General features: G+C 74.2%; 19 protein-coding genes. 8 read left to right on the plus strand and 11 right to left on the minus strand.

The window, feature by feature from the left end; translation table 11 throughout:
* Window positions 1-242 precede the first annotated feature (242 nt).
* The 7 genes from ACIGXJ_RS01310 to ACIGXJ_RS01340 are packed head-to-tail and all read left to right on the plus strand — an operon-like array spanning window position 243 to window position 8,297.
* A complete protein-coding gene (locus tag ACIGXJ_RS01310; RefSeq protein WP_399639951.1) occupies window positions 243-1,574 on the plus strand; it encodes an ADP-ribosylglycohydrolase family protein in 1,332 nt (443 codons plus the stop codon).
* Window positions 1,571-2,800 (plus strand): ADP-ribosylglycohydrolase family protein, encoded by a 1,230-nt coding sequence (locus ACIGXJ_RS01315; protein ID WP_399639954.1) that lies wholly within the window; start codon window positions 1,571-1,573, stop codon window positions 2,798-2,800. Before ACIGXJ_RS01310 ends, ACIGXJ_RS01315 begins: the two co-directional genes overlap by 4 nt.
* Window positions 2,801-2,808: 8 nt before the next feature.
* Window positions 2,809-3,978 carry an ADP-ribosylglycohydrolase family protein gene (locus tag ACIGXJ_RS01320; protein ID WP_399639956.1) on the plus strand — a complete coding sequence of 390 codons (1,170 nt, stop codon included), beginning with the start codon at window positions 2,809-2,811 and terminating at the stop codon, window positions 3,976-3,978.
* Entirely contained in the window at window positions 3,966-5,321 is a 1,356-nt protein-coding gene (locus ACIGXJ_RS01325; RefSeq protein WP_399639960.1) for an ADP-ribosylglycohydrolase family protein, read from the plus strand. Before ACIGXJ_RS01320 ends, ACIGXJ_RS01325 begins: the two co-directional genes overlap by 13 nt.
* Entirely contained in the window at window positions 5,318-6,211 is an 894-nt protein-coding gene (gene rbsK, locus ACIGXJ_RS01330; RefSeq protein ID WP_399639963.1) for a ribokinase, read from the plus strand. The genes ACIGXJ_RS01325 and rbsK overlap by 4 nt, the downstream gene beginning before the upstream one ends.
* Entirely contained in the window at window positions 6,208-7,425 is a 1,218-nt protein-coding gene (locus ACIGXJ_RS01335) for a CaiB/BaiF CoA transferase family protein (protein WP_399639966.1), read from the plus strand. The genes rbsK and ACIGXJ_RS01335 overlap by 4 nt, the downstream gene beginning before the upstream one ends.
* Window positions 7,422-8,297 (plus strand): HpcH/HpaI aldolase/citrate lyase family protein, encoded by an 876-nt coding sequence (locus ACIGXJ_RS01340; RefSeq protein WP_399639969.1) that lies wholly within the window; start codon window positions 7,422-7,424, stop codon window positions 8,295-8,297. The genes ACIGXJ_RS01335 and ACIGXJ_RS01340 overlap by 4 nt, the downstream gene beginning before the upstream one ends.
* 80 nt (window positions 8,298-8,377) lie before the next feature.
* Here ACIGXJ_RS01340 and lgt read toward each other — a convergent pair whose 3' ends face one another.
* The 11 genes from lgt to hisI form a co-directional block, all read right to left on the minus strand.
* Window positions 8,378-9,367: a prolipoprotein diacylglyceryl transferase gene (gene lgt, locus ACIGXJ_RS01345; protein ID WP_399639972.1), complete on the minus strand. Its 990-nt coding sequence runs from the start codon at window positions 9,365-9,367 to the stop codon at window positions 8,378-8,380.
* Window positions 9,368-9,449: 82 nt separating this feature from the next.
* Window positions 9,450-10,223 (minus strand): DsbA family protein, encoded by a 774-nt coding sequence (locus ACIGXJ_RS01350; protein WP_399639974.1) that lies wholly within the window; start codon window positions 10,221-10,223, stop codon window positions 9,450-9,452.
* A gap of 100 nt (window positions 10,224-10,323) precedes the next feature.
* Window positions 10,324-11,142 (minus strand): tryptophan synthase subunit alpha, encoded by an 819-nt coding sequence (trpA, locus tag ACIGXJ_RS01355; RefSeq protein WP_399639977.1) that lies wholly within the window; start codon window positions 11,140-11,142, stop codon window positions 10,324-10,326.
* On the minus strand, window positions 11,139-12,422 hold the full coding sequence (gene trpB / locus ACIGXJ_RS01360) for a tryptophan synthase subunit beta (protein WP_399639980.1): 1,284 nt from the start codon (window positions 12,420-12,422) through the stop codon (window positions 11,139-11,141). The genes trpA and trpB overlap by 4 nt, the downstream gene beginning before the upstream one ends.
* 59 nt (window positions 12,423-12,481) lie before the next feature.
* On the minus strand, window positions 12,482-12,700 hold the full coding sequence (trpM, locus tag ACIGXJ_RS01365) for a tryptophan biosynthesis modulator TrpM (protein WP_399639982.1): 219 nt from the start codon (window positions 12,698-12,700) through the stop codon (window positions 12,482-12,484).
* A 25-nt stretch (window positions 12,701-12,725) separates the two neighbouring features.
* Window positions 12,726-13,535: an indole-3-glycerol phosphate synthase TrpC gene (gene trpC / locus ACIGXJ_RS01370; protein WP_399639985.1), complete on the minus strand. Its 810-nt coding sequence runs from the start codon at window positions 13,533-13,535 to the stop codon at window positions 12,726-12,728.
* Window positions 13,536-13,674: 139 nt separating this feature from the next.
* Entirely contained in the window at window positions 13,675-14,142 is a 468-nt protein-coding gene (locus ACIGXJ_RS01375) for a DUF2752 domain-containing protein (protein WP_399639988.1), read from the minus strand.
* A gap of 197 nt (window positions 14,143-14,339) precedes the next feature.
* Window positions 14,340-14,621, minus strand: coding sequence for an HGxxPAAW family protein (locus ACIGXJ_RS01380; protein ID WP_399639991.1), 282 nt, complete (start codon window positions 14,619-14,621; stop codon window positions 14,340-14,342).
* A gap of 149 nt (window positions 14,622-14,770) precedes the next feature.
* Window positions 14,771-15,412 carry a TIGR02234 family membrane protein gene (locus tag ACIGXJ_RS01385; RefSeq protein WP_399639994.1) on the minus strand — a complete coding sequence of 214 codons (642 nt, stop codon included), beginning with the start codon at window positions 15,410-15,412 and terminating at the stop codon, window positions 14,771-14,773.
* Between the two features lie 68 nt (window positions 15,413-15,480).
* Window positions 15,481-16,974 (minus strand): anthranilate synthase component I, encoded by a 1,494-nt coding sequence (locus tag ACIGXJ_RS01390; RefSeq protein WP_399639997.1) that lies wholly within the window; start codon window positions 16,972-16,974, stop codon window positions 15,481-15,483.
* Between the two features lie 11 nt (window positions 16,975-16,985).
* Complete coding sequence (gene hisI, locus ACIGXJ_RS01395) at window positions 16,986-17,366, minus strand: phosphoribosyl-AMP cyclohydrolase (RefSeq protein WP_399639999.1); 381 nt, start codon at window positions 17,364-17,366, stop codon at window positions 16,986-16,988.
* Between the two features lie 99 nt (window positions 17,367-17,465).
* Here hisI and ACIGXJ_RS01400 point away from each other — a divergent pair, with 99 nt between their 5' ends.
* Window positions 17,466-18,101, plus strand: a complete 636-nt coding sequence (locus tag ACIGXJ_RS01400; RefSeq protein ID WP_399640002.1) for a TIGR03085 family metal-binding protein — start codon at window positions 17,466-17,468, stop codon at window positions 18,099-18,101.
* The last annotated feature ends 2 nt before the right edge of the window (window positions 18,102-18,103 follow it).

Genomic DNA, 18,103 nt, shown 5'->3' on the forward strand with positions numbered 1-18,103 from the left:
ACTTTGGACGTGTTCTACTTTTCGACAACAAGCACACTACGCTGCGGAATTCCGCCTCGCCAGCAAGGAAAGGCTGGGCTAACCTGCAGTTTTGCCTTCGAAAGCTCATCCGAGCGTCGACTTACACATATGTCGACCGGGTGACAGTGAGACCGATGAGGCTCGGGTCAACCGCTGTCGGTGGGACACATGCGCAAAGGGTCCCGCCCTGCACGGACCCCCTTCAGGAACGGAGGCCGCGTATGGCATCCCTCCGCGAGCGGGCCCGCGGCGCCCTGCTCGGCCTGGCCGTCGGAGACGCCCTCGGGGCCCCGGCCGAGAACCTCAGGCCCTCGGAGATCCGCGCCCGCTGGGGCCGTATCACCGGCTACGTCGCCGAGAACCCGTCCGGCACGGACGACACGGAGTACGCGATCTTCTCGGGCCTGCTGCTGGCCCGGCACGGCTCGGCCCTCACCCCGGCCCATGTGGAGGCGGCCTGGCACGAGTGGATCGCCGACCGCGACGAGGGCTCCTTCCGCGGCGCCGGCTTCAGCGAGCGCGGCACCCTGGAGAACCTGCGCAGGGGCCTCGCGGCACCGGTCTCGGCCCAGCACCGGCACGCCTGGAGCGACGGCCTGGCGATGCGCGCGGCCCCGTTCGGCGTGTTCGCGGCGGGCCGCCCCGCCGAGGCGGCCCGCCTGGTGGCGATCGACGGCTCGGTCAGCCACGACGGCGAGGGCATCTACGGCGGCCAGGCGGTCGCGGCGGGCGTGGCCGCGGCGATGGCGGGCGCCCCGCCGGGCACGGTGATCGCCTCCGCCCTCGCGGCCGTCCCCGACGACTCCTGGACGGCCCGGTCGCTGAGAAGAGCCGTGGCGGTGGCGCACCGCGGCGAACGCGCGGTCCGTTCCGCGGTGGTGATCGGCGGCTACCCCTGGACCGACCTGGCCCCCGAGGCCGTCGCCCTCGCCTTCGGCGCGTACGCGGCCGCCGACGGCGACTTCCGCGAGGCGGTGCTCACGGCGGTGAACATGGGCCGGGACGCCGACACGACAGCCGCGGTGGCGGGCGCCCTGGCCGGCGCGACCCGTGGCGCCTCGTCGATCCCGCCGGACTGGGCGGCAGCCATCGGCCCGGCCCGGGGCACCTGCCTGCCCTCGATGTCCGGCCACCACGTCCTGGAGGTGGCCGACCTCCTGACCCCACCGGAACCGACCCCCACGCCTGCCGCCTCGGCGGAGCCGGCCCCGGCCGTCCTCACCTCGGGCGGGCCGACCCCGGCCGTCCTCGTCTCGGGCGAGCCCACCCCGACTCCCGACCAAAACGCCTTCACCCTGACAACGGAGGCCCTGGCCGAGCCCGGCCTCACCTCGACCGGGCCCGCCCTCGCCTCGACCGAGCCGACCCCCGCCTTGGCCGAGCCAACCCCTGCGACCCTCACCTCGACCGAGCCCGCCCCAGCCACCCTCACCCTGACCGGCCCGCCCCCGCCCGAGCCCGACTCCGCCCCGGTGCCGGACGCGTCCGCCGAGCCCGCCCCCGCCAGGGAGGCGTTCACCCTCGCGCCGGACACCCCCGGCGGCTCACGATGAAGCCCCCCGCCCCCTGGGACGACGGCTCGCTCCCGGCGACGGTGGGGGCGCAGCCGGACGGCTGTACTGTCGCCGACGGCGGGGGCGCCCCACAGGGGCCGCCCGCGCCCGGCGACGAGAGCAGCACGGACGGCGCGGGTGGGAGACGGCGAGCCGAGGCCCGGATCGCGGGCCTGCTGCTGGGCCTTGCCGCAGGCGACGCCGCCGGCTGGCCCGCCGGACGGCACCGCGCCGCGCGGCTCCCCGACTGGACCCGCCGCCTCACCCGGGAGCTGGACACCTTCGCCGAACAGCACGCCACCACCACCCTCCCCGTCCCCGTCGCGCTCAACCAGCCCCCGGCGCCGCTGCGCCTCGGCCCCTCCGACGACGCCGAATGGGCGGCCTTCACCGCACAGGCCCTGCTGCGGGCCGGCGACGACACCACCCCGACCGACCTCGACCGGGAGCGTCGTACGAGGGCTGCCATCGACCTCGGCTGGAACACCCTCGCCGCCGAGGCGACCGGCCTGCGCGCCCGTATCTCGGTGCGGGCCGGACTGGCCAACCTCGCCGCCGGTCTGCGCCCGCCCGCGACCGGGCACGACAACCCGCACTACTTCGACGACGCGGCCTGCGTACGGGCCTGCGTCCTGGCCACGGTCCACCCCGGCGACCCCGAACGCGCCGCGGCTCTCGCCGAGTTCGACGCCCGCTACACCCAGGACGACGACGGCGTACACGGCGCGCGGGCGATGGCGGCGGCCCTCTCCGCGGCCCTGGCCGGAGCGGACGCCGCGGCCTGCGCCCGGGCGGCCCTCGGCCAGCTCCCCCCGGTGACCGAGATCGGCCGCAACGCCCGCCACGCCCTGAAGCTGGCCCGGGACGCCGGCGGCGCGTTCGGCCTGATCCCCCTCCTGGAGCACGAGATCGTCGACCACGTCTACAGCTACGGCATCGCCGCCGCCGAGACGGTCCCCGTCGCGCTGGCCCTGGCCGTGGCGGCGAAGGGCCGTATCGCCGAGGCCGTCCCCGCCGCGGCCTGTCTCTCCCGCGTCGCGGACTCCGCCCCGGCCCTGACCGGCGCCCTCACCGGCGCGCTCGGCGGCGGCGGAAGCGTCCCCGCGCCCTGGCGGGACGCCTGCCGCACCCTCTCCGGCTGTGTCCTCCCCCGCCTCACCGGCACCGACCTGGTGGAACTCGCCGGACTCCTGGAAGCCGCGCAACCGGCCCCACCAGGAGGATGATTCGGGGCATGACGCCCAAAGGAGAAGAAGCCCGCACCCTGGACGAACGCATCACCGCCGCCCTGGTCGGCGCGGCCGTCGGCGACGCCCTCGGCGGCCCCGTCGAGGGGTACACCCCCGAGCAGATCACGGAGCGGCACGGCGGTCGCGTCCACGGGATCGTCGGCCCCTGGCACGGCGACGACTGGCGCACGGCCCGCCCCATCGCGCCGTACCACAAGGGCGACGGGCACGTCACCGACGACACGTTGATGACGCACGCCCTGGTCCGGGTGTACACGCGCGTCCGCGACCACCTCGACGCCCACGCGATCGCCGAGCACCTGGTCCCGGACCTGATGACCACCCCCCGCTGGATTCCGGAGCTCCAGGCCGAGGCCCTCCCCCTGCAGCGGATCTTCCTCGCGGAGAAGTGGCTCGTCGCACGGCTTCACTACGGCCATGTCGACCCGCGCGAGGCGGGCGTCGGCAACATCGTCAACTGCGGGGCGGCGATGTACATGGCCCCGGTCGGCCTGGTCAACGCGGCCGGCCCGAGGGCGGCGTACGCCGAGGCGCTGGACGTCGCCGGCGCGCACCAGTCGTCGTACGGCCGCGAGGCGGCGGGCGTGTTCGCGGCGGCGGTCGCGGCGGCCTGCGCACCGGGCGCCACCCCGGAGTCGGTCGTGGAGACCTGCCTGTCCCTGGCGAAGGACGGCACCCGGGAGGCGATCGAGCGGGTCTGCGAAACCGCCGCCCGGCACAGCGACTTCGAGTCGGCCCTGACCCCGCTGCGCGAGGCGGTCGCCCCGTACGACACGGTCGGCCCCGACTACCGCGCCCCCTCCCTGGGCGCCCGCCGCCCCTCCCGGCTGCACGCCATCGAGGAACTCCCGGTCGCGCTGGGCATGCTGCTGGTCTCCGGCGGGGACTTCCGCCACGCGGTCCTCGGCTCGGTCAACTACGGCCGCGACTGCGACTCCATCGCCACCATGGCGGGCGCCCTCGCCGGCGCGCTCGGTTCACCCGCCCCCGAGGACTGGGCCAAGACGGTCGCCGAGGCCAGCCGTCTGGACCTGTGGGCCCCGGCCACGGCCCTCACCGAGGTCACCCGTGAGATCTTCGAACGGGACGTACACCGCCGCCGCGCCCATGAACGCGCCTTCGCCGCACTGGGAGGCACGCCGTGCTCCGACTGACCTGGGTCCAGCCCGAGGACCTGATCGGCCACGAACTCGCCCAGGCCGCCCAGGACGGCCGCGCGCCGTCGGCGATCGCGGCGCGCTGGCGCGCGGCGGGCGGGCGGCAGGCACCGCCCCGGGCGGGCGCCTCCCCGCAGCCGGCCTCCCGCTATCTGCGCACCCTGGCCGAGGACCTGCTGGACGAACTGGCGGACCTGCCGAGCGCGTTGGCGGACCGGGAGCCGACGGACCTCGCGAGGATCAGGGCGCTGTGCCCGGACTGGCCGGCGGACCACGGGACCGTGACGCGGCCGGCCGCCCTGGAGGCCGCCTGGCTCGGCCGGGCCGTCGGCTGTCTGCTGGGCAAGCCCGTGGAGAAGCTGCCGCTCGACGCCGTCCGCCGCCTCGCGCGGGCCACCGGCAACTGGCCCCTCACCACCTACTTCACCGCCCGGGGAGTCCCCGAGGACCTCCTCGCCGAGCACCCCTGGAACCGCCGCTCGGCCGCCACCTCCCTCGCCGAGAACATCGACGGCATGCCCGAGGACGACGACCTCGAGTACCCGCTCCTCAACCTCCTCCTGCTGCGACGCCACGGCCGGGGCTTCACCACCCCCGACGTGGCGCGGCTCTGGCTCGACGAACTCCCGGCGGGCCGCACCTTCACCGCCGAACGCCTCGCCTACCGCAACCTCCTCACCGGCATCGAACCCCCGCACACCGCGCGCCACCGCAACCCCTTCCGCGAATGGATCGGCGCCCTCATCCGCGCCGACGTCCACGGCTGGACCAACCCCGGCGCCCCCGCGGCCGCCGCCGTCCAGGCCCACCGCGACGCGACGCTCACCCACACGGCGAACGGCGTCTACGCGGCCATGTTCACGGCGGCCGTCATCGCGACGGCGGCCACCGGCACCCACGACGTGCACACCTGCCTGCGCACCGGCCTTTCCGTCGTCCCGCCCCGCTCCCGGCTGGCGCAGGCCGTCACCCACGCCGTCGAACTCGCCGCCCGCACACCCGACTTCGACGACGTGGCGGACGAGCTCCAGGCACACCACAGCGGCACCCACTGGGTCCACGCCGTGCCCAACACCGCCCTGATCGCCGCCGCCCTCACCCATGCCGACGGCGACTTCGCCGGCTCCGTCACCCGCGCGGTGTCCGGCGGCTGGGACAGCGACTCCAGCGGCGCCACGGCCGGCAGCGTCGCCGCCCTCCTCGCCGGCTCCCCCGCCGCCCTGCCCGCCCGCTGGACCGCCCCGCTGAAGAACCGACTGGCCAGCTCCGTCGCCGACTTCGACGGCACCGGCTTCGACACCCTCGCCCAGCTCACCCACCTGGAGGCATCCCGCCCATGACGCACATCGCCGTCCTCGGCAGCACGAACATGGACCTCGTCGCGTACGTCGAGAAGGCCCCGCAGCGCGGGGAGACCGTGACCGGCCGGGAGTTCCGCACGATCCCCGGCGGCAAGGGCGCCAACCAGGCCATCGCCGCCGCACACGCAGGCGCCACCGTCTCGATGATCGGCGCGGTCGGCAACGACTCCTTCGGTGCGAAACTGCGCTCCACCCTGGAGCACTCCGGCGTCGAGACCGACAGCCTGCGCACGGTCGAGGGACCCTCGGGCACCGCGCACATCGTCGTCGACGACGAAGGCGGCAACTCCATCGTCGTCATCCCCGGCGCCAACGGCACCGTCGACCACCTCTCCCCCGGCGACGAGGGCCTGATCGCCAGCGCCGACGCACTGCTGCTCCAGCTGGAGATCCCGCTGGCCGCCGTCCTGGCGGGAGCCCAGGCCGCCCGGGCCCACGGCGTCCGTACGATCCTCACGCCCGCCCCCGCCCAGCCGCTGCCCATCGAACTCCTCGCGGCGACCGACCTGCTGGTGCCCAACGAGCACGAGGCGGCCACCCTCACCGGCCGCACCGACGCCCGGGCGGCTGCCGTCGCCCTGCTGGAGGAGGTCCCGGAGGTCGTCGTCACCCTGGGCTCCGCGGGCTGTCTGTACGCGGCCCGCGGCGCCGACCCGGTGACCGTGCCCGCGCCGCAGGTCACCGCCGTGGACTCCACCGGCGCCGGCGACACCTTCGTCGGTACGCTCGCGGTGGCGCTCGGCGAGGGCCGCCCCATGCCGGAGGCGCTGCGCTGGGCGGCCGAGGCGGCGGCGATGTCCGTGCAGCGGGAGGGCGCGTCGACGTCGATGCCGTACCGCTCCGAGATCGACACGCAGTTCGGCTCATGACGGCGCCGGAAGAGACCGCCCCGGGGACGTCCGCCCCGCTGGCCGGCCTGCGTGTACTGGACCTAGCCACCCTCTTCGCCGGGCCGCTCGCCGCGACCATGCTGGGCGACTTCGGCGCGGAGGTCGTCAAGGTCGAGCACCCCACCAGACCCGACCCGTCCCGCGGCCACGGCCCGGCCAAGGACGGGGTGGGCCTGTGGTGGAAGGTCCTCGGCCGCAACAAGCGCACGATGACCCTGGACCTGTCCAGGCCCGGCGGCCGCAGGACCCTCCTGAAGCTCGCCGCGACCGCGGACGTCGTCATCGAGAACTTCCGCCCCGGCACCCTGGAGAAGTGGGATCTGGGCTGGGAGGAGCTGTCGGCGGTCAATCCGCGGCTGATCCTGACCCGGGTCACCGCGTTCGGCCAGTTCGGTCCCTCCTCCCGCCGCCCCGGCTTCGGCACCCTCGCCGAGGCGATGAGCGGCTTCGCCGCCCTCACCGGTGAACCGGACGCGCCCCCGACCCTGCCGCCGTTCGGGCTGGCGGACTCCATCGCCGGACTGGCCACGGCGTACGCGGTCATGACCGCCCTGGCCGCCCGCGACCGCACGGGCCGGGGCCAGGTCGTCGACCTCGCGCTCATCGAGCCCATCCTCGCCGCGCTGGGCCCCCAGCCCACCTGGTACGACCAGCTCGGCTACCTCCAGGAACGCACCGGCAACCGCTCGGCCAACAACGCCCCGCGCAACACCTACCGCACCGCCGACGGCAGCTGGGTCGCCGTGTCCACCTCCGCCCAGTCGGTCGCCGAGCGTGTGATGCGCCTGGTCGGGCGCCCGGAGCTGATCGACGAGCCGTGGTTCGCGACCGGCGCCGACCGGGCCCGCCACGCCGACGTCCTCGACGAGGCCGTCGGCACCTGGATCGCCGCCCGCACCCGCACCGAGGTCCTCCAGGCCTTCGAGAAGGCGGACGCGGCGATCGCCCCCGTCCAGGACGTCCGCGATGTGCTGGCCGACCCCCAGTACACGGCCCTGGACACCGTCACCACGGTCGACGACCCCGAACTCGGGCCGCTGCGCATGCAGAACGTCCTCTTCCGCCTCTCCGCGACCCCCGGCGCGATCCGCTGGGCCGGCCGCCCCCACGGCGCCGACACGGAAGCCGTCCTCACCGAACTCGGCCTCACCGCGAGCGAGCTGGCCGCACTGCGCACGGAGGGCGCCCTGTGACCCCCGGCCCGGCACCCGACCTCGCACCCGACCCCGCACCCGGCCCGCCGATCCCGCTGACCTGGCTCTACGTCCCCGGAGACCGGCCCGAGGTGGTGGCGAAGGCCCTGGCCGCGGGCGCCGACGTGGTGGTGGTCGACCTGGAGGACGCGGTGGCCCGCGACCGCAAGGACTATGCCCGCGCCGCCACGGCCGAGCTGCTCACCGAGCCCCGCGAGGTCCCCGTCCACGTCCGGGTCAACGCCCTGGACGGCCCCTGGGCGGAGACCGACCTGCGGTCCCTGGCCGGCCTGCCGGGCCTGGCCGGGCTCCGCCTGCCCAAGGTCACCTCCCGCGAGCAGGTCGTCCACGTCGCCACCCGCACGACCCTCGCGACGGGCAGCACACCCCCGCTGTACGCGCTGCTGGAGACGGCCCTCGGGGTGGAACGCGCCCACGCCGTCGCGACCGCGCACCCGGCCCTGCGGGGCATCGGCCTCGGGGAGGCCGACCTGCGGGCCGACCTGGGCGTGCGCGGGGACAGCGGCCTGGACTGGTGCCGCTCCCGGATCGTCGTGGCCGCACGCGCGGCGGGCCTCGCGGCGCCGCCCCAGTCGGTCCACCCCGACATCCGCGACCTCGACGGCCTCGCCGCCACCTGCGCCCACGGCCGCGCCCTCGGCTTCATGGGACGGGCCGCGATCCACCCGCGCCAGCTCCCGGTCATCGAACGGGCCTACCTGCCGACGGGCGACGAGATCGAGCAGGCCGAGCGGATCGTCAAGGCGGCCGCCGTGCAGGAGGGGGCCCAGGCCCTCGACGACGGCACGTTCGTCGACGCCGCGGTGCTCAAGGCCGCCCAGGCGACTCTCGCCCTGGCCCGGCGCCGCTAGGCGAGACGCCCCCTACAGAGCCTGGAACGGCGAAGGGCGCCCGGACAACCCGGGCGCCCTTCGCGTCGCGGAATCCGCCGTCAGCCCTTCTTCGCCGACTCGGACTCGGCGTCGACCTTGTCCCCGGCCGCGGCCTTGCCCTTCGCCCCGGTCCGGGTCTCGGTCTCGGTCTCGGTCTCCGAAGCCTCGTCCTTCACGTCGCCCTCCGCCAGGGCCTCGGGCTCCTCCGACTCCCCCTCCGGGGAAGCCGGCTGGGCGCCGGGCTCGACCACCGGCTCCCGCCCGGGCCGCTTCTTCGCGGAGACCACGATGTAGACCACGGCGAGCAGGAACACGAGCAGCGCGGTCCAGTTGTTCAGCCGCAGGCCGAGCACATGGTGGGCGTCGTCGACGCGCAGGTACTCGGTCCAGAACCGCCCCGCGCAGTACGCCGCGACGTACAGCGCGAACGCCCGCCCGTGGCCCAGCTCGAAGCGCCGGTCGGCCCAGATGACCAGCAGCGCGACGCCGATGCACCAGAGGGACTCGTACAGGAACGTGGGGTGGTAGTAGCCGGGCTCCCGTCCGTCCGTGGAGGACGTGATGTGCAGGGCCCAGGGCAGGTCGGTCGCCCGCCCGTACAGCTCCTGGTTGAACCAGTTGCCCCAGCGGCCGATGGCCTGCGCCAGCGCGATGCCGGGCGCGACGGCGTCGGCGTAGGCGGGCAGCGGGATGCCACGGCGGCGGCAGCCGATCCAGGCGCCGACGGCACCGAGCGCGATCGCGCCCCAGATGCCGAGCCCGCCCTCCCAGATCTTGAAGGCGTCCACCCAGTCACGGCCCTCGCTGAAGTACAGCTCGTAGTCCGTGATCACGTGGTAGAGCCGGCCGCCGAGCAGGCCGAACGGCACCGCCCAGACCGCGATGTCGGCGACGGTGCCGGCCCGCCCGCCGCGGGCGATCCAGCGCTTGTTGCCGAGCCAGACGGCCACGAAGACGCCGATGATGATGCAGAAGGCATAGCCGCGCAGCGGGACGGGACCGAGGTGCAGCACCCCGCGCGACGGGCTGGGAATGTAGGCAAGTTCCATGGCAAGGTCGACGCTACCGTGCCGGGCGGGCCCGACGACGGGCGGCCCGGCTACGGCTCCATAACGGGCCGGTCCGGCCCGCTCATCCCTGCGCCGCCTCCACCATCTGCTTGAGCTTGGCCGGGGTCATCGCCTGGTCCTGGTAGATGTTCTGGCCGTCCAGCAGGACCGTCGGCGTGCCGCTGAAGCCGCCGTTGCGGAAGGCCGCCGCGGACTTCTCGACCCAGCTGTCGTGCCGGCCGTCGTTGACGCAGGCGCGGAAGGCGGGCGTGTCCAGTCCCTCGACCTTGCCGGCGAGCTCGATGAGCTTGTCCTCCTCGGCGAAGGCGTCGTCGGTCTCGGCGGGCTGGTTGTCGTAGAGCACGTCGTGGTACGGCGTGAACTTCCCGGCGTCCTGGGCGCAGGCCGCGGCGTTCGCCGCCTTGCGGGAGCCGCTGCCGCCCATGTTGCCGTCGATGATCGTGGCCAGGTGGTACTCCACCTTGAGCTTTCCGGCCTCGGTCAGTTCGTGGATCGTCGGGCGGTACGCCGTCTCGAAGCCCTTGCAGGCCGGGCAGCGGAAGTCCTCCCAGATGGTGAGCGTCGACTTGGCGCTCTCCTTGCCGACCGGGAGGGCGAGGCCGTCCTTGCCCTGGGCTCCGGAGGGCACCACCACCGGGCCCGCGCTGTCGCTTCCGTCGTCCTTGCCCGCGTTGGCCGCGACGACCCCGATCACCGCCGCGAGGCCCAGGACGCAGACCACGCTCGCGCCCACGATCAGCGCGCGCCGTCGCTTCTCGGCGGCCTTCTGCTTCTCCCGCTCGGCCGAGAGCCGCTCCCGGGCCGTGCGCTTTCCGTCACGATTCTTCTCGCTCACACCCCGGAAACGAACCGGGGAGGCGCAGCGCGCCTCCCCGGTCCCAGGTCCACCCGTTCGAGTGACCGGTTCTTCCGTGCGTGTCGTCCGTGCCGCGGTGTTACGCCCGGCCGCGCACGCCCTTGGCGAGGTCGCCCGCGAGTTCCCGGACGGCCTCGAGGCCGGCCGCGGTGTCCGGGGCGTCCAGGATCCGCTTGACGAAGGCGGAGCCGACGATCACGCCGTCGGCGAAGCCGGCGACCTCGGCGGCCTGGACGGCGTCGGAGACACCGAGGCCGACGCAGACGGGCAGGTCGGTGCCGGTGGCGCGGGTGCGCTCCACCAGGTCCTGGGCCTGCGCGCCCACCGACTCACGGGTGCCGGTGACGCCCATCAGCGAGGCGGCGTAGACGAAGCCGCTGCCCGCCGAGGTGATCGTGGCGAGCCGCTCGTCCTTGCTGCTGGGCGCCACGACGAAGACCGTAGCGAGACCGTGCTTCTCGGCGTGCTCCCTCCACAGCGCCGACTCCTGCACGGGCAGGTCGGGCAGGATGCAGCCCGCGCCGCCCGCCTCGGCCAGCTCGGCGGTGAACCGCTCGACGCCGTAGCGGTCGATGGGGTTCCAGTACGTCATGACGAGGATCGGCTTGCCGGTCGCGGCGAACGCCTCGCGGACGGTGCGCATCACGTCGGCGATCTTCACGCCGCCGCGCAGGGCGATGTCGTCGGCGGTCTGGATGACGGGGCCGTCGAGGACCGGGTCGCTGTGCGGCAGGCCCACCTCCATGACGTCGGCGCCGCCGTCGAGGGCGGCCTTGATCGCCTCGATGCCGCCGTCCACGGTCGGGAACCCGGCCGGGAGGTAGGCGATGAGAGCGGACCGGCCCTCGGCCTTCGCCGACGCGAGGGTGTCCGTCAACAGCTGGATGTTCCCGCTCACTTGGCGTCCCCCTCGATCTCCGCGACGTCGGCGGCGTCGGCCGCGACCTCGGCGTCGGTGTCGTACAGGCCGAAGTAGCGCGCGGCCGTGTCCATGTCCTTGTCGCCGCGGCCGGACAGGTTGACCACGATCAGCCCGTCCGGGCCGAGCTCCCGGCCGACCTCCAGGGCGCCGGCCAGCGCGTGCGCGCTCTCGATGGCCGGGATGATGCCCTCGGTGCGGGACAGCAGACGCAGGGCCTGCATGGCCGCGTCGTCGGTGACCGCGCGGTACTCGGCGCGGCCGCTGTCCTTGAGGTAGGAGTGCTCCGGGCCGATGCCGGGGTAGTCCAGGCCGGCCGAGATGGAGTACGGCTCGGTGATCTGGCCCTCCTCGTCCTGCAGGACGTAGGAGCGGGAGCCGTGCAGGATGCCGGGCTCGCCCGCGGTGAGGGTCGCCGCGTGCTCGCCGGTGTCCACGCCGTGCCCGGCGGGCTCGCAGCCGATGAGGCGTACGTCCGTGTCGGGGATGAAGGCGTGGAAGAGGCCGATGGCGTTGGAGCCGCCGCCGACGCAGGCGATGGCCGCGTCGGGCAGGCGGCCGGCCCGCTCCAGGAGCTGGCGGCGGGCCTCGACGCCGATGACGCGGTGGAAGTCGCGGACCATCGCCGGGAAGGGGTGGGGGCCCGCGACCGTGCCGAACAGGTAGTGCGTGCGGTCGACGTTGGCGACCCAGTCGCGGAACGCCTCGTTGATGGCGTCCTTGAGGGTGCGGCTGCCGGACTTCACGGCGATGACCTCGGCGCCGAGCATGCGCATCCGGGCCACGTTCAGGGCCTGGCGCCGGGTGTCGATCTCACCCATGTAGATCGTGCAGTCCAGGCCGAACAGCGCGCAGGCGGTCGCGGTGGCGACGCCGTGCTGTCCGGCGCCGGTCTCGGCGATCACGCGCGTCTTGCCCATGCGCTTGGTGAGCAGGGCCTGGCCCAGCACGTTGTTGATCTTGTGCGAGCCGGTGTGGTTGAGGTCCTCGCGCTTGAGGAACACACGCGCGCCACCGGCGTGCTCGGCGAACCGGGGCACCTCGGTCAGGGAGCTGGGCCGGCCGGTGTAGTGCACCAGCAGGTCGTCGAGCTCACGCGCGAACTCGGGGTCGTTCTTGGCCTTGTCGTACTCGACGGCGACCTCGTCGACCGCCGCGACGAGGGCTTCCGGGATGAACTTGCCGCCGAAGGCGCCGAAGTAGCCTTCGGAGTTGGGGACTTGACCCTGCGGGTCGGGAATGAAGAAAGCGCTGGGCATGCCAGAACCTCACGGTGAGTGCGTGGAATAGACACTGATCGCCGTGGGGCGGGGGGTGGTCAGTTGGCCGCGGGCCCGTCGTGGCCGGTCGCGCAGTTCCCCGCGCCCCTGAAAGCACGCCATCGGCGGCCGTTCACCTGCCCGGGCTCGTCTCCGATGACATAGCGGACACGACGTCCGTGCACCCGGCGCGCAGGCGCACGGCAGCCACGCGGACGGCAGCCGCGCGCCAGGCGCGCGTACCGGTCCGGTGTCGTCGCAGGAGTCGTCGGAGTCATCGCAGCAAAGACTACTACTCGGTGATCAGCCGCGGCCGTGCCGCAGTGCCGGGTGTTCGCCGGCGGCCACCAGGTCGGCGACGGCGCCCTTGGGGTCCTTGCCGGTCACCAGGGACTCGCCGACCAGGACCGCGTCGGCGCCGGCGTTGGCGTAGGCGATCAGGTCGTGGGGGCCGCGGACGCCGGACTCGGCGACCTTGACGATGTGGCCGGGGATCTCCGGGGCGACCCGCTCGAAGGTGCCGCGGTCGACCTCCAGCGTCTTCAGGTTGCGCGCGTTGACGCCGATGATCTTGGCGCCCGCGTCCACCGCTCGCTCGACCTCGTCCTCGTCGTGCACCTCGACGAGCGGGGTGAGGCCGATGGAGACGGCCCGCTCGATCAGCGACTCCAGGGCCGGCTGGTCCAGGGCGGCCACGATGAGGAGCGCCAGGTCGGCGCCGTACGCACGCGCCTCCCACAGCTGGTACGACGTGACGATGAAGTCCTTGCGCAGGACGGGGATGTCCACGCGGGCGCGGACGGCCTCCAGGTCGGCGAGCGAGCCGCCGAAGCGGCGCTGCTCGGTCAGCACGGAGATGACGGCGGCGCCGCCCGCCTCGTAGTCCGCGGCGAGTCCGGCCGGGTCGGCGATCGCGGCGAGCGCGCCCTTGGACGGGCTGGAGCGCTTGACCTCGCAGATCACCTTGACGCCGTCGCCGCGCAGGGCGGCCACGCCGTCCTTGGCCGCGGGAGCCTTCGCCGCGCGCTCTTTGAGCTCGTCGAGGCTGACGCGCGCCTGCCGCTCCGCGAGGTCGGCACGGACTCCGTCGATGATCTCGTCGAGCACACTCACGCGAGCGGCCCCCTTCCAGACGGTTGGCAGTTCCTGCGACCAGGGTCGAGGCAATGGTCACTGCGATGGTATCCGGAGGAAGGCGTAGGCCCCGCATCCGGTTGACGGCGGTCCCACTACCTGGACATTCCGCCACGGATCAAGGATGCAGCCAGCCGCCGAAGGGAAGGTTCCGGACAACCGTGAAGACCAGCAACAACGCCCCGAAGGCCCACAGGTGCGCCGGGCGCGGGTCGATGCGCAGCGGTCTGCCGCGGGCCGCGCGGACCACCCAGACGGTCCACAGCACGGCGAAGCCCACGTAGGCCACGACGGCCGGCGCGTTGGCGTGGAGTGCGGCCGGCAGGTCGCCGTGCACGAAGGCGTGCGCGCTGCGCAGTCCGCCGCAGCCGGGGCAGTACAGGCCGGTGAAGCGCAGCAGCGGGCACACCGGGTAGTGGCCGGGTTCGTTGGGGTCGACCGCGCCGACGTAGGCGAAGGCCCCGGCGACGGCCGCGAGGATCCCCGCGGGCACGGCGAGCCGGCGCGGCAGCGGCCTGCCCCGGTGTGCGGGGGCGGCGGGCGCGGTGGGTGCCGGGGTCCGGCCGTCGGCGTTCACGCCTCGCATTGTGCCGCCTGGAGGCGGCGCGGGCGCGCGCTGGACGCCGTACGGGCAGGGCCACCGTCCGGCGCACGGGCGCGGCCGCCAGGGGCACTGCCGCGTACGGGTACAGCGGTCACGGGTACGCCGAAGGGGCGGCCCGGTGCCGGGCCGCCCCTTCGGGGTGCTGTTCCGCGAGCGTCGTCACGCGGCAGTACGGGGGCTCAGCTCTCCGCGGCCACCGGCTTGCGCGTGACGGCGGGGGTCTTCTTCGCCGCGGGGGCCTCGACCATGGCCAGGGGCTCCGCCTTGGGGGCGCCCAGGCCCATGGCGCGCATGACGAGGCCGACGACACCGCCGAGCACCACGACCGCCATGCCGCCCCAGAAGGCGAGCGGGTTTGCCATCACCATGAAGGCGCCCGCGGCACAGAAACCGATGAAGGCGATGATGACACCCGTCCAGGCGGCCGGGGTGTGACCGTGACCGTGGCTGCTGCCCGCCATTGCTTGCTCCTCGTAGCTGTGTGCGTGTGTGAGCCTGACGCTCGTCGTCCATTGTCCCGTACGCGGGCGCGTGCGGGACGCGGGGGTGGCTTCCGACGGCGTCGGCTTCGCCACATCGGGAGGGCCCCCCCTCCTGGGCGGGGCCCCTCCTAGGCGCCCGTGGGGTCCTCGCCGCGGTCCAGGGCCTTCCACAGGTCCTCGGGCCGGTCGGGGTCGGTGGTCTGCCGGTCGCGGCGCGGGCGCGGGGCTCCTGTGCGCTCGTAGCGGCCGGACATGGCGGGCCAGTGCCGGCCGTAGCGCAGGGCGAGGAGCCCTGCGAGAAGGATCAGCAGGCCGCCGGCTGCGGCGACGTAGGGCCAGGCCGTGTGGGTGAGCGAGCCGACCGTGGCGGAGGTGTCGCCGGAGACCTGGGCGGCCTTCTCGTCGAGCGCGGAGCTGTCCGAGGCGCCCGCCAGGGCCGCGACGACGGTGCCGGCGCCGGAGAGCGCGAGCAGCGCGGCGACCAGCAGGCGGCCGGCCCTGCGGACGGCGAAGACGGCGACCAGCGCGGCCAGGCCCACCACGGCGAGGGCGGCGGGTACGCCGGTGACGTCGCTGCCCTTCGCGGTCAGCGGGAAGGCGCCGCCGGCCACCGTCGCGGTGCCCTCCGACCACAGCTGCCGGGTGCCGAGCAGCACCACGGCCGCGCCGAGCGCCCCGGAGAGCAGGGCGAGGGCGAGGCTGCGGCGTCCCGGGCGGGCGGGTCGTACGGCTTCGGTACGGGGGTGAGGAACAGCTGTCACGTACTCCACTATCGCCCGAGCCCCGGGTGGGCCGTCACCCGGGGCGACGTGAGAAGCGCCCCACTTCCCCGGCCCGGCTATCCGCCCAGCCGGTTCGCGGTGTGCACCGCGCGCAGGACCGCCGCGGCCTTGTTGCGGCACTCCTGGTCCTCGGCGGCCGGGTCGGAGTCGGCGACGACGCCGGCGCCCGCCTGGACGTACGCCGTGCCGTCGCGCAGCAGGGCGGTGCGGATGGCGATGGCGGTGTCGGAGTCGCCCGCGAAGTCGAGGTAGCCGACGCAGCCGCCGTACAGGCCGCGCCGGGACGGCTCCAGTTCGTCGATGATCTGCATCGCGCGCGGCTTGGGCGCCCCGGAGAGGGTGCCTGCCGGGAAAACGGCGGTGAGCACGTCGAAGGCGGTGCGGCCGGGGGCGACCTTGCCGGTGACCGTGGAGACGATGTGCATGACGTGGGAGTACCGCTCGATGGACATGAAGTCCACGACCTCCACCGAGCCCGGCTCGCAGACCCGCCCGAGGTCGTTGCGTCCGAGGTCGACGAGCATCAGGTGCTCGGCGCGCTCCTTGGGGTCGGCGAGCAGCTCGTCGGCGAGGGCCTGGTCCTCCTGCGGGGTGGCGCCGCGGTGCCGGGTGCCGGCGATGGGGTGGACCATGGCGCGGCCGTCCTCCACCTTGACCAGCGCCTCGGGAGAGGAGCCCACCACGTCGAAGGCGCCTCCGTCCCCGTGGGGGAATCGGAACAGGTACATGTAGGGCGACGGGTTGGTCGCCCGCAGCACCCGGTACACGTCCAGCGCGCTCGCCGTGCACGGCGTCTCGAAGCGCTGGGAGGGCACGACCTGGAAGGCCTCGCCCGCGCGGATGCGCTCCTTGATGTCCTCGACGGCGGCCCGGTAGTCGGCGCCGCCCCACAGCGCGGTGTAGTCGGGCAGCTCGGAGGGCGGCAGCACGGCCGGCGGCTGGGCGACCGGGCGGGCGAGGTCGGCCTGCATGGCGTCGAGGCGGGCGACGGCGTCGGCGTATGCCTCGTCGACTCCGGTGTCGAGGTCGTTGTGGTTGATCGCGTTGGCGATCAGCAGGACCGAGGCCTCCCAGTGGTCCATCACCGCGAGGTCGCTGGTCAGGAGCATGGTCAGCTCGGGCAGCCGCAGGTCGTCGCGCTCGCCGGGGCCGATCTTCTCCAGGCGGCGCACGATGTCGTAGCCGAGGTAGCCGACCATGCCGCCGGTGAAGGGGGGCATGCCCTCCTGGTGGGGGGTGTGCAGCGTCTCGACGGTGGCGCGCAGGGCGGCGAGCGGGTCGCCGTCGGTGGGGACGCCGACGGGCGGGGTGCCGAGCCAGTGGGCCCGGCCGTCGCGGGCGGTGAGGGTGGCGGCGCTGCGGACGCCGACGAAGGAGTAGCGGGACCAGGAACGGCCGTTCTCCGCGGACTCCAGCAGGAAGGTGCCCGGGCGCTCGGCGGCGAGCTTGCGGTAGAGCGCGACCGGGGTGTCGCCGTCGGCGAGGAGCTTGCGCGTGACCGGGATGACGCGGCGGTCGACGGCCAGCTTGCGGAACGTCTCGAGGTCCATGGCGGCCGACCTTACTGATCTCCGGCGGCGACGCCGGAGTCCTCGAGCAGTACGTCGGCGTCGAAGCAGGTGCGCGCGCCGGTGTGGCAGGCGGCGCCCACCTGGTCGACCTTGACCAGCACGGTGTCGGCGTCGCAGTCCAGGGCCACGGACCTGACCCACTGGAAGTGGCCGGAGGTGTCGCCCTTGACCCAGTACTCCTGGCGGCTGCGGGACCAGTAGGTGGCCCGGCCGGTGGTCAGGGTGCGGTGCAGCGCCTCGTCGTCCATCCAGCCGAGCATGAGCACCTCTCCGGTGTCGTACTGCTGGGCGATCGCGGGCACGAGGCCGTCCGGGCTGCGCTTGAGGCGCGCGGCGATCTCGGGGTCGAGGCTGGTGGGCTTGCTGCTCATGGGTGCCATTGTGCCGTGCGGCACCGACAGTGACGGCGCATGTCCACTGGACGGACCTCGGTACGGACACACGGCGGCGCGCGGTCGTAGGCTTGCCGCATGTCGACCTTCGCCAAGCGTGAACGGCTCCTCCTCGCCGACCTCTTGGAAACCGCCGGTCCCGACGCGCCGACCCTCTGCGAGGGCTGGCGGACCCGTGACCTGGCCGCTCATGTGGTGGTGCGCGAGCGCCGGCCGGACGCGGCCGGGGGCCTGCTGATCAAGCAGCTCGCGCCGCGCCTGGACAAGGCGATGGAGGAGTTCGCGGCCAAGCCGTACGAGGAACTGATCCGGCTCGTCCGGACCGGTCCGCCGCGCTTCTCCCCCTTCAGCCTCAAGCAGCTCGACGAGGCGTCCAACACGGTCGAGTTCTACGTCCACGCCGAGGACGTGCGCCGCGCGCAGCCTGACTGGTCGCAGCGTGGCCTGGACCCGGTGTTCCAGGACGCCCTGTGGTCGCGTCTGGAGCGCACCGCCCGCCTGATGGGCCGCGGCGCCCCCACCGGGCTGGTCCTGCGCCGCCCCGACGGCCGCACGGTGGTCGCCCACCGCGGCACACCGGTGGTCACGGTCACCGGCGAGCCGTCGGAGCTGCTGCTGTTCCTCTACGGCCGGCAGAGCGCGGCCAAGGTGGACCTGGACGGCGAGGAGGCGGCGATCACCAAGCTGCACGAGGGCAAGCAGCTGGGGATCTGAGG

This window comes from Streptomyces sp. NPDC053367, assembly GCF_044545925.1.
Taxonomy (GTDB): Bacteria; Actinomycetota; Actinomycetes; order Streptomycetales; family Streptomycetaceae; genus Streptomyces.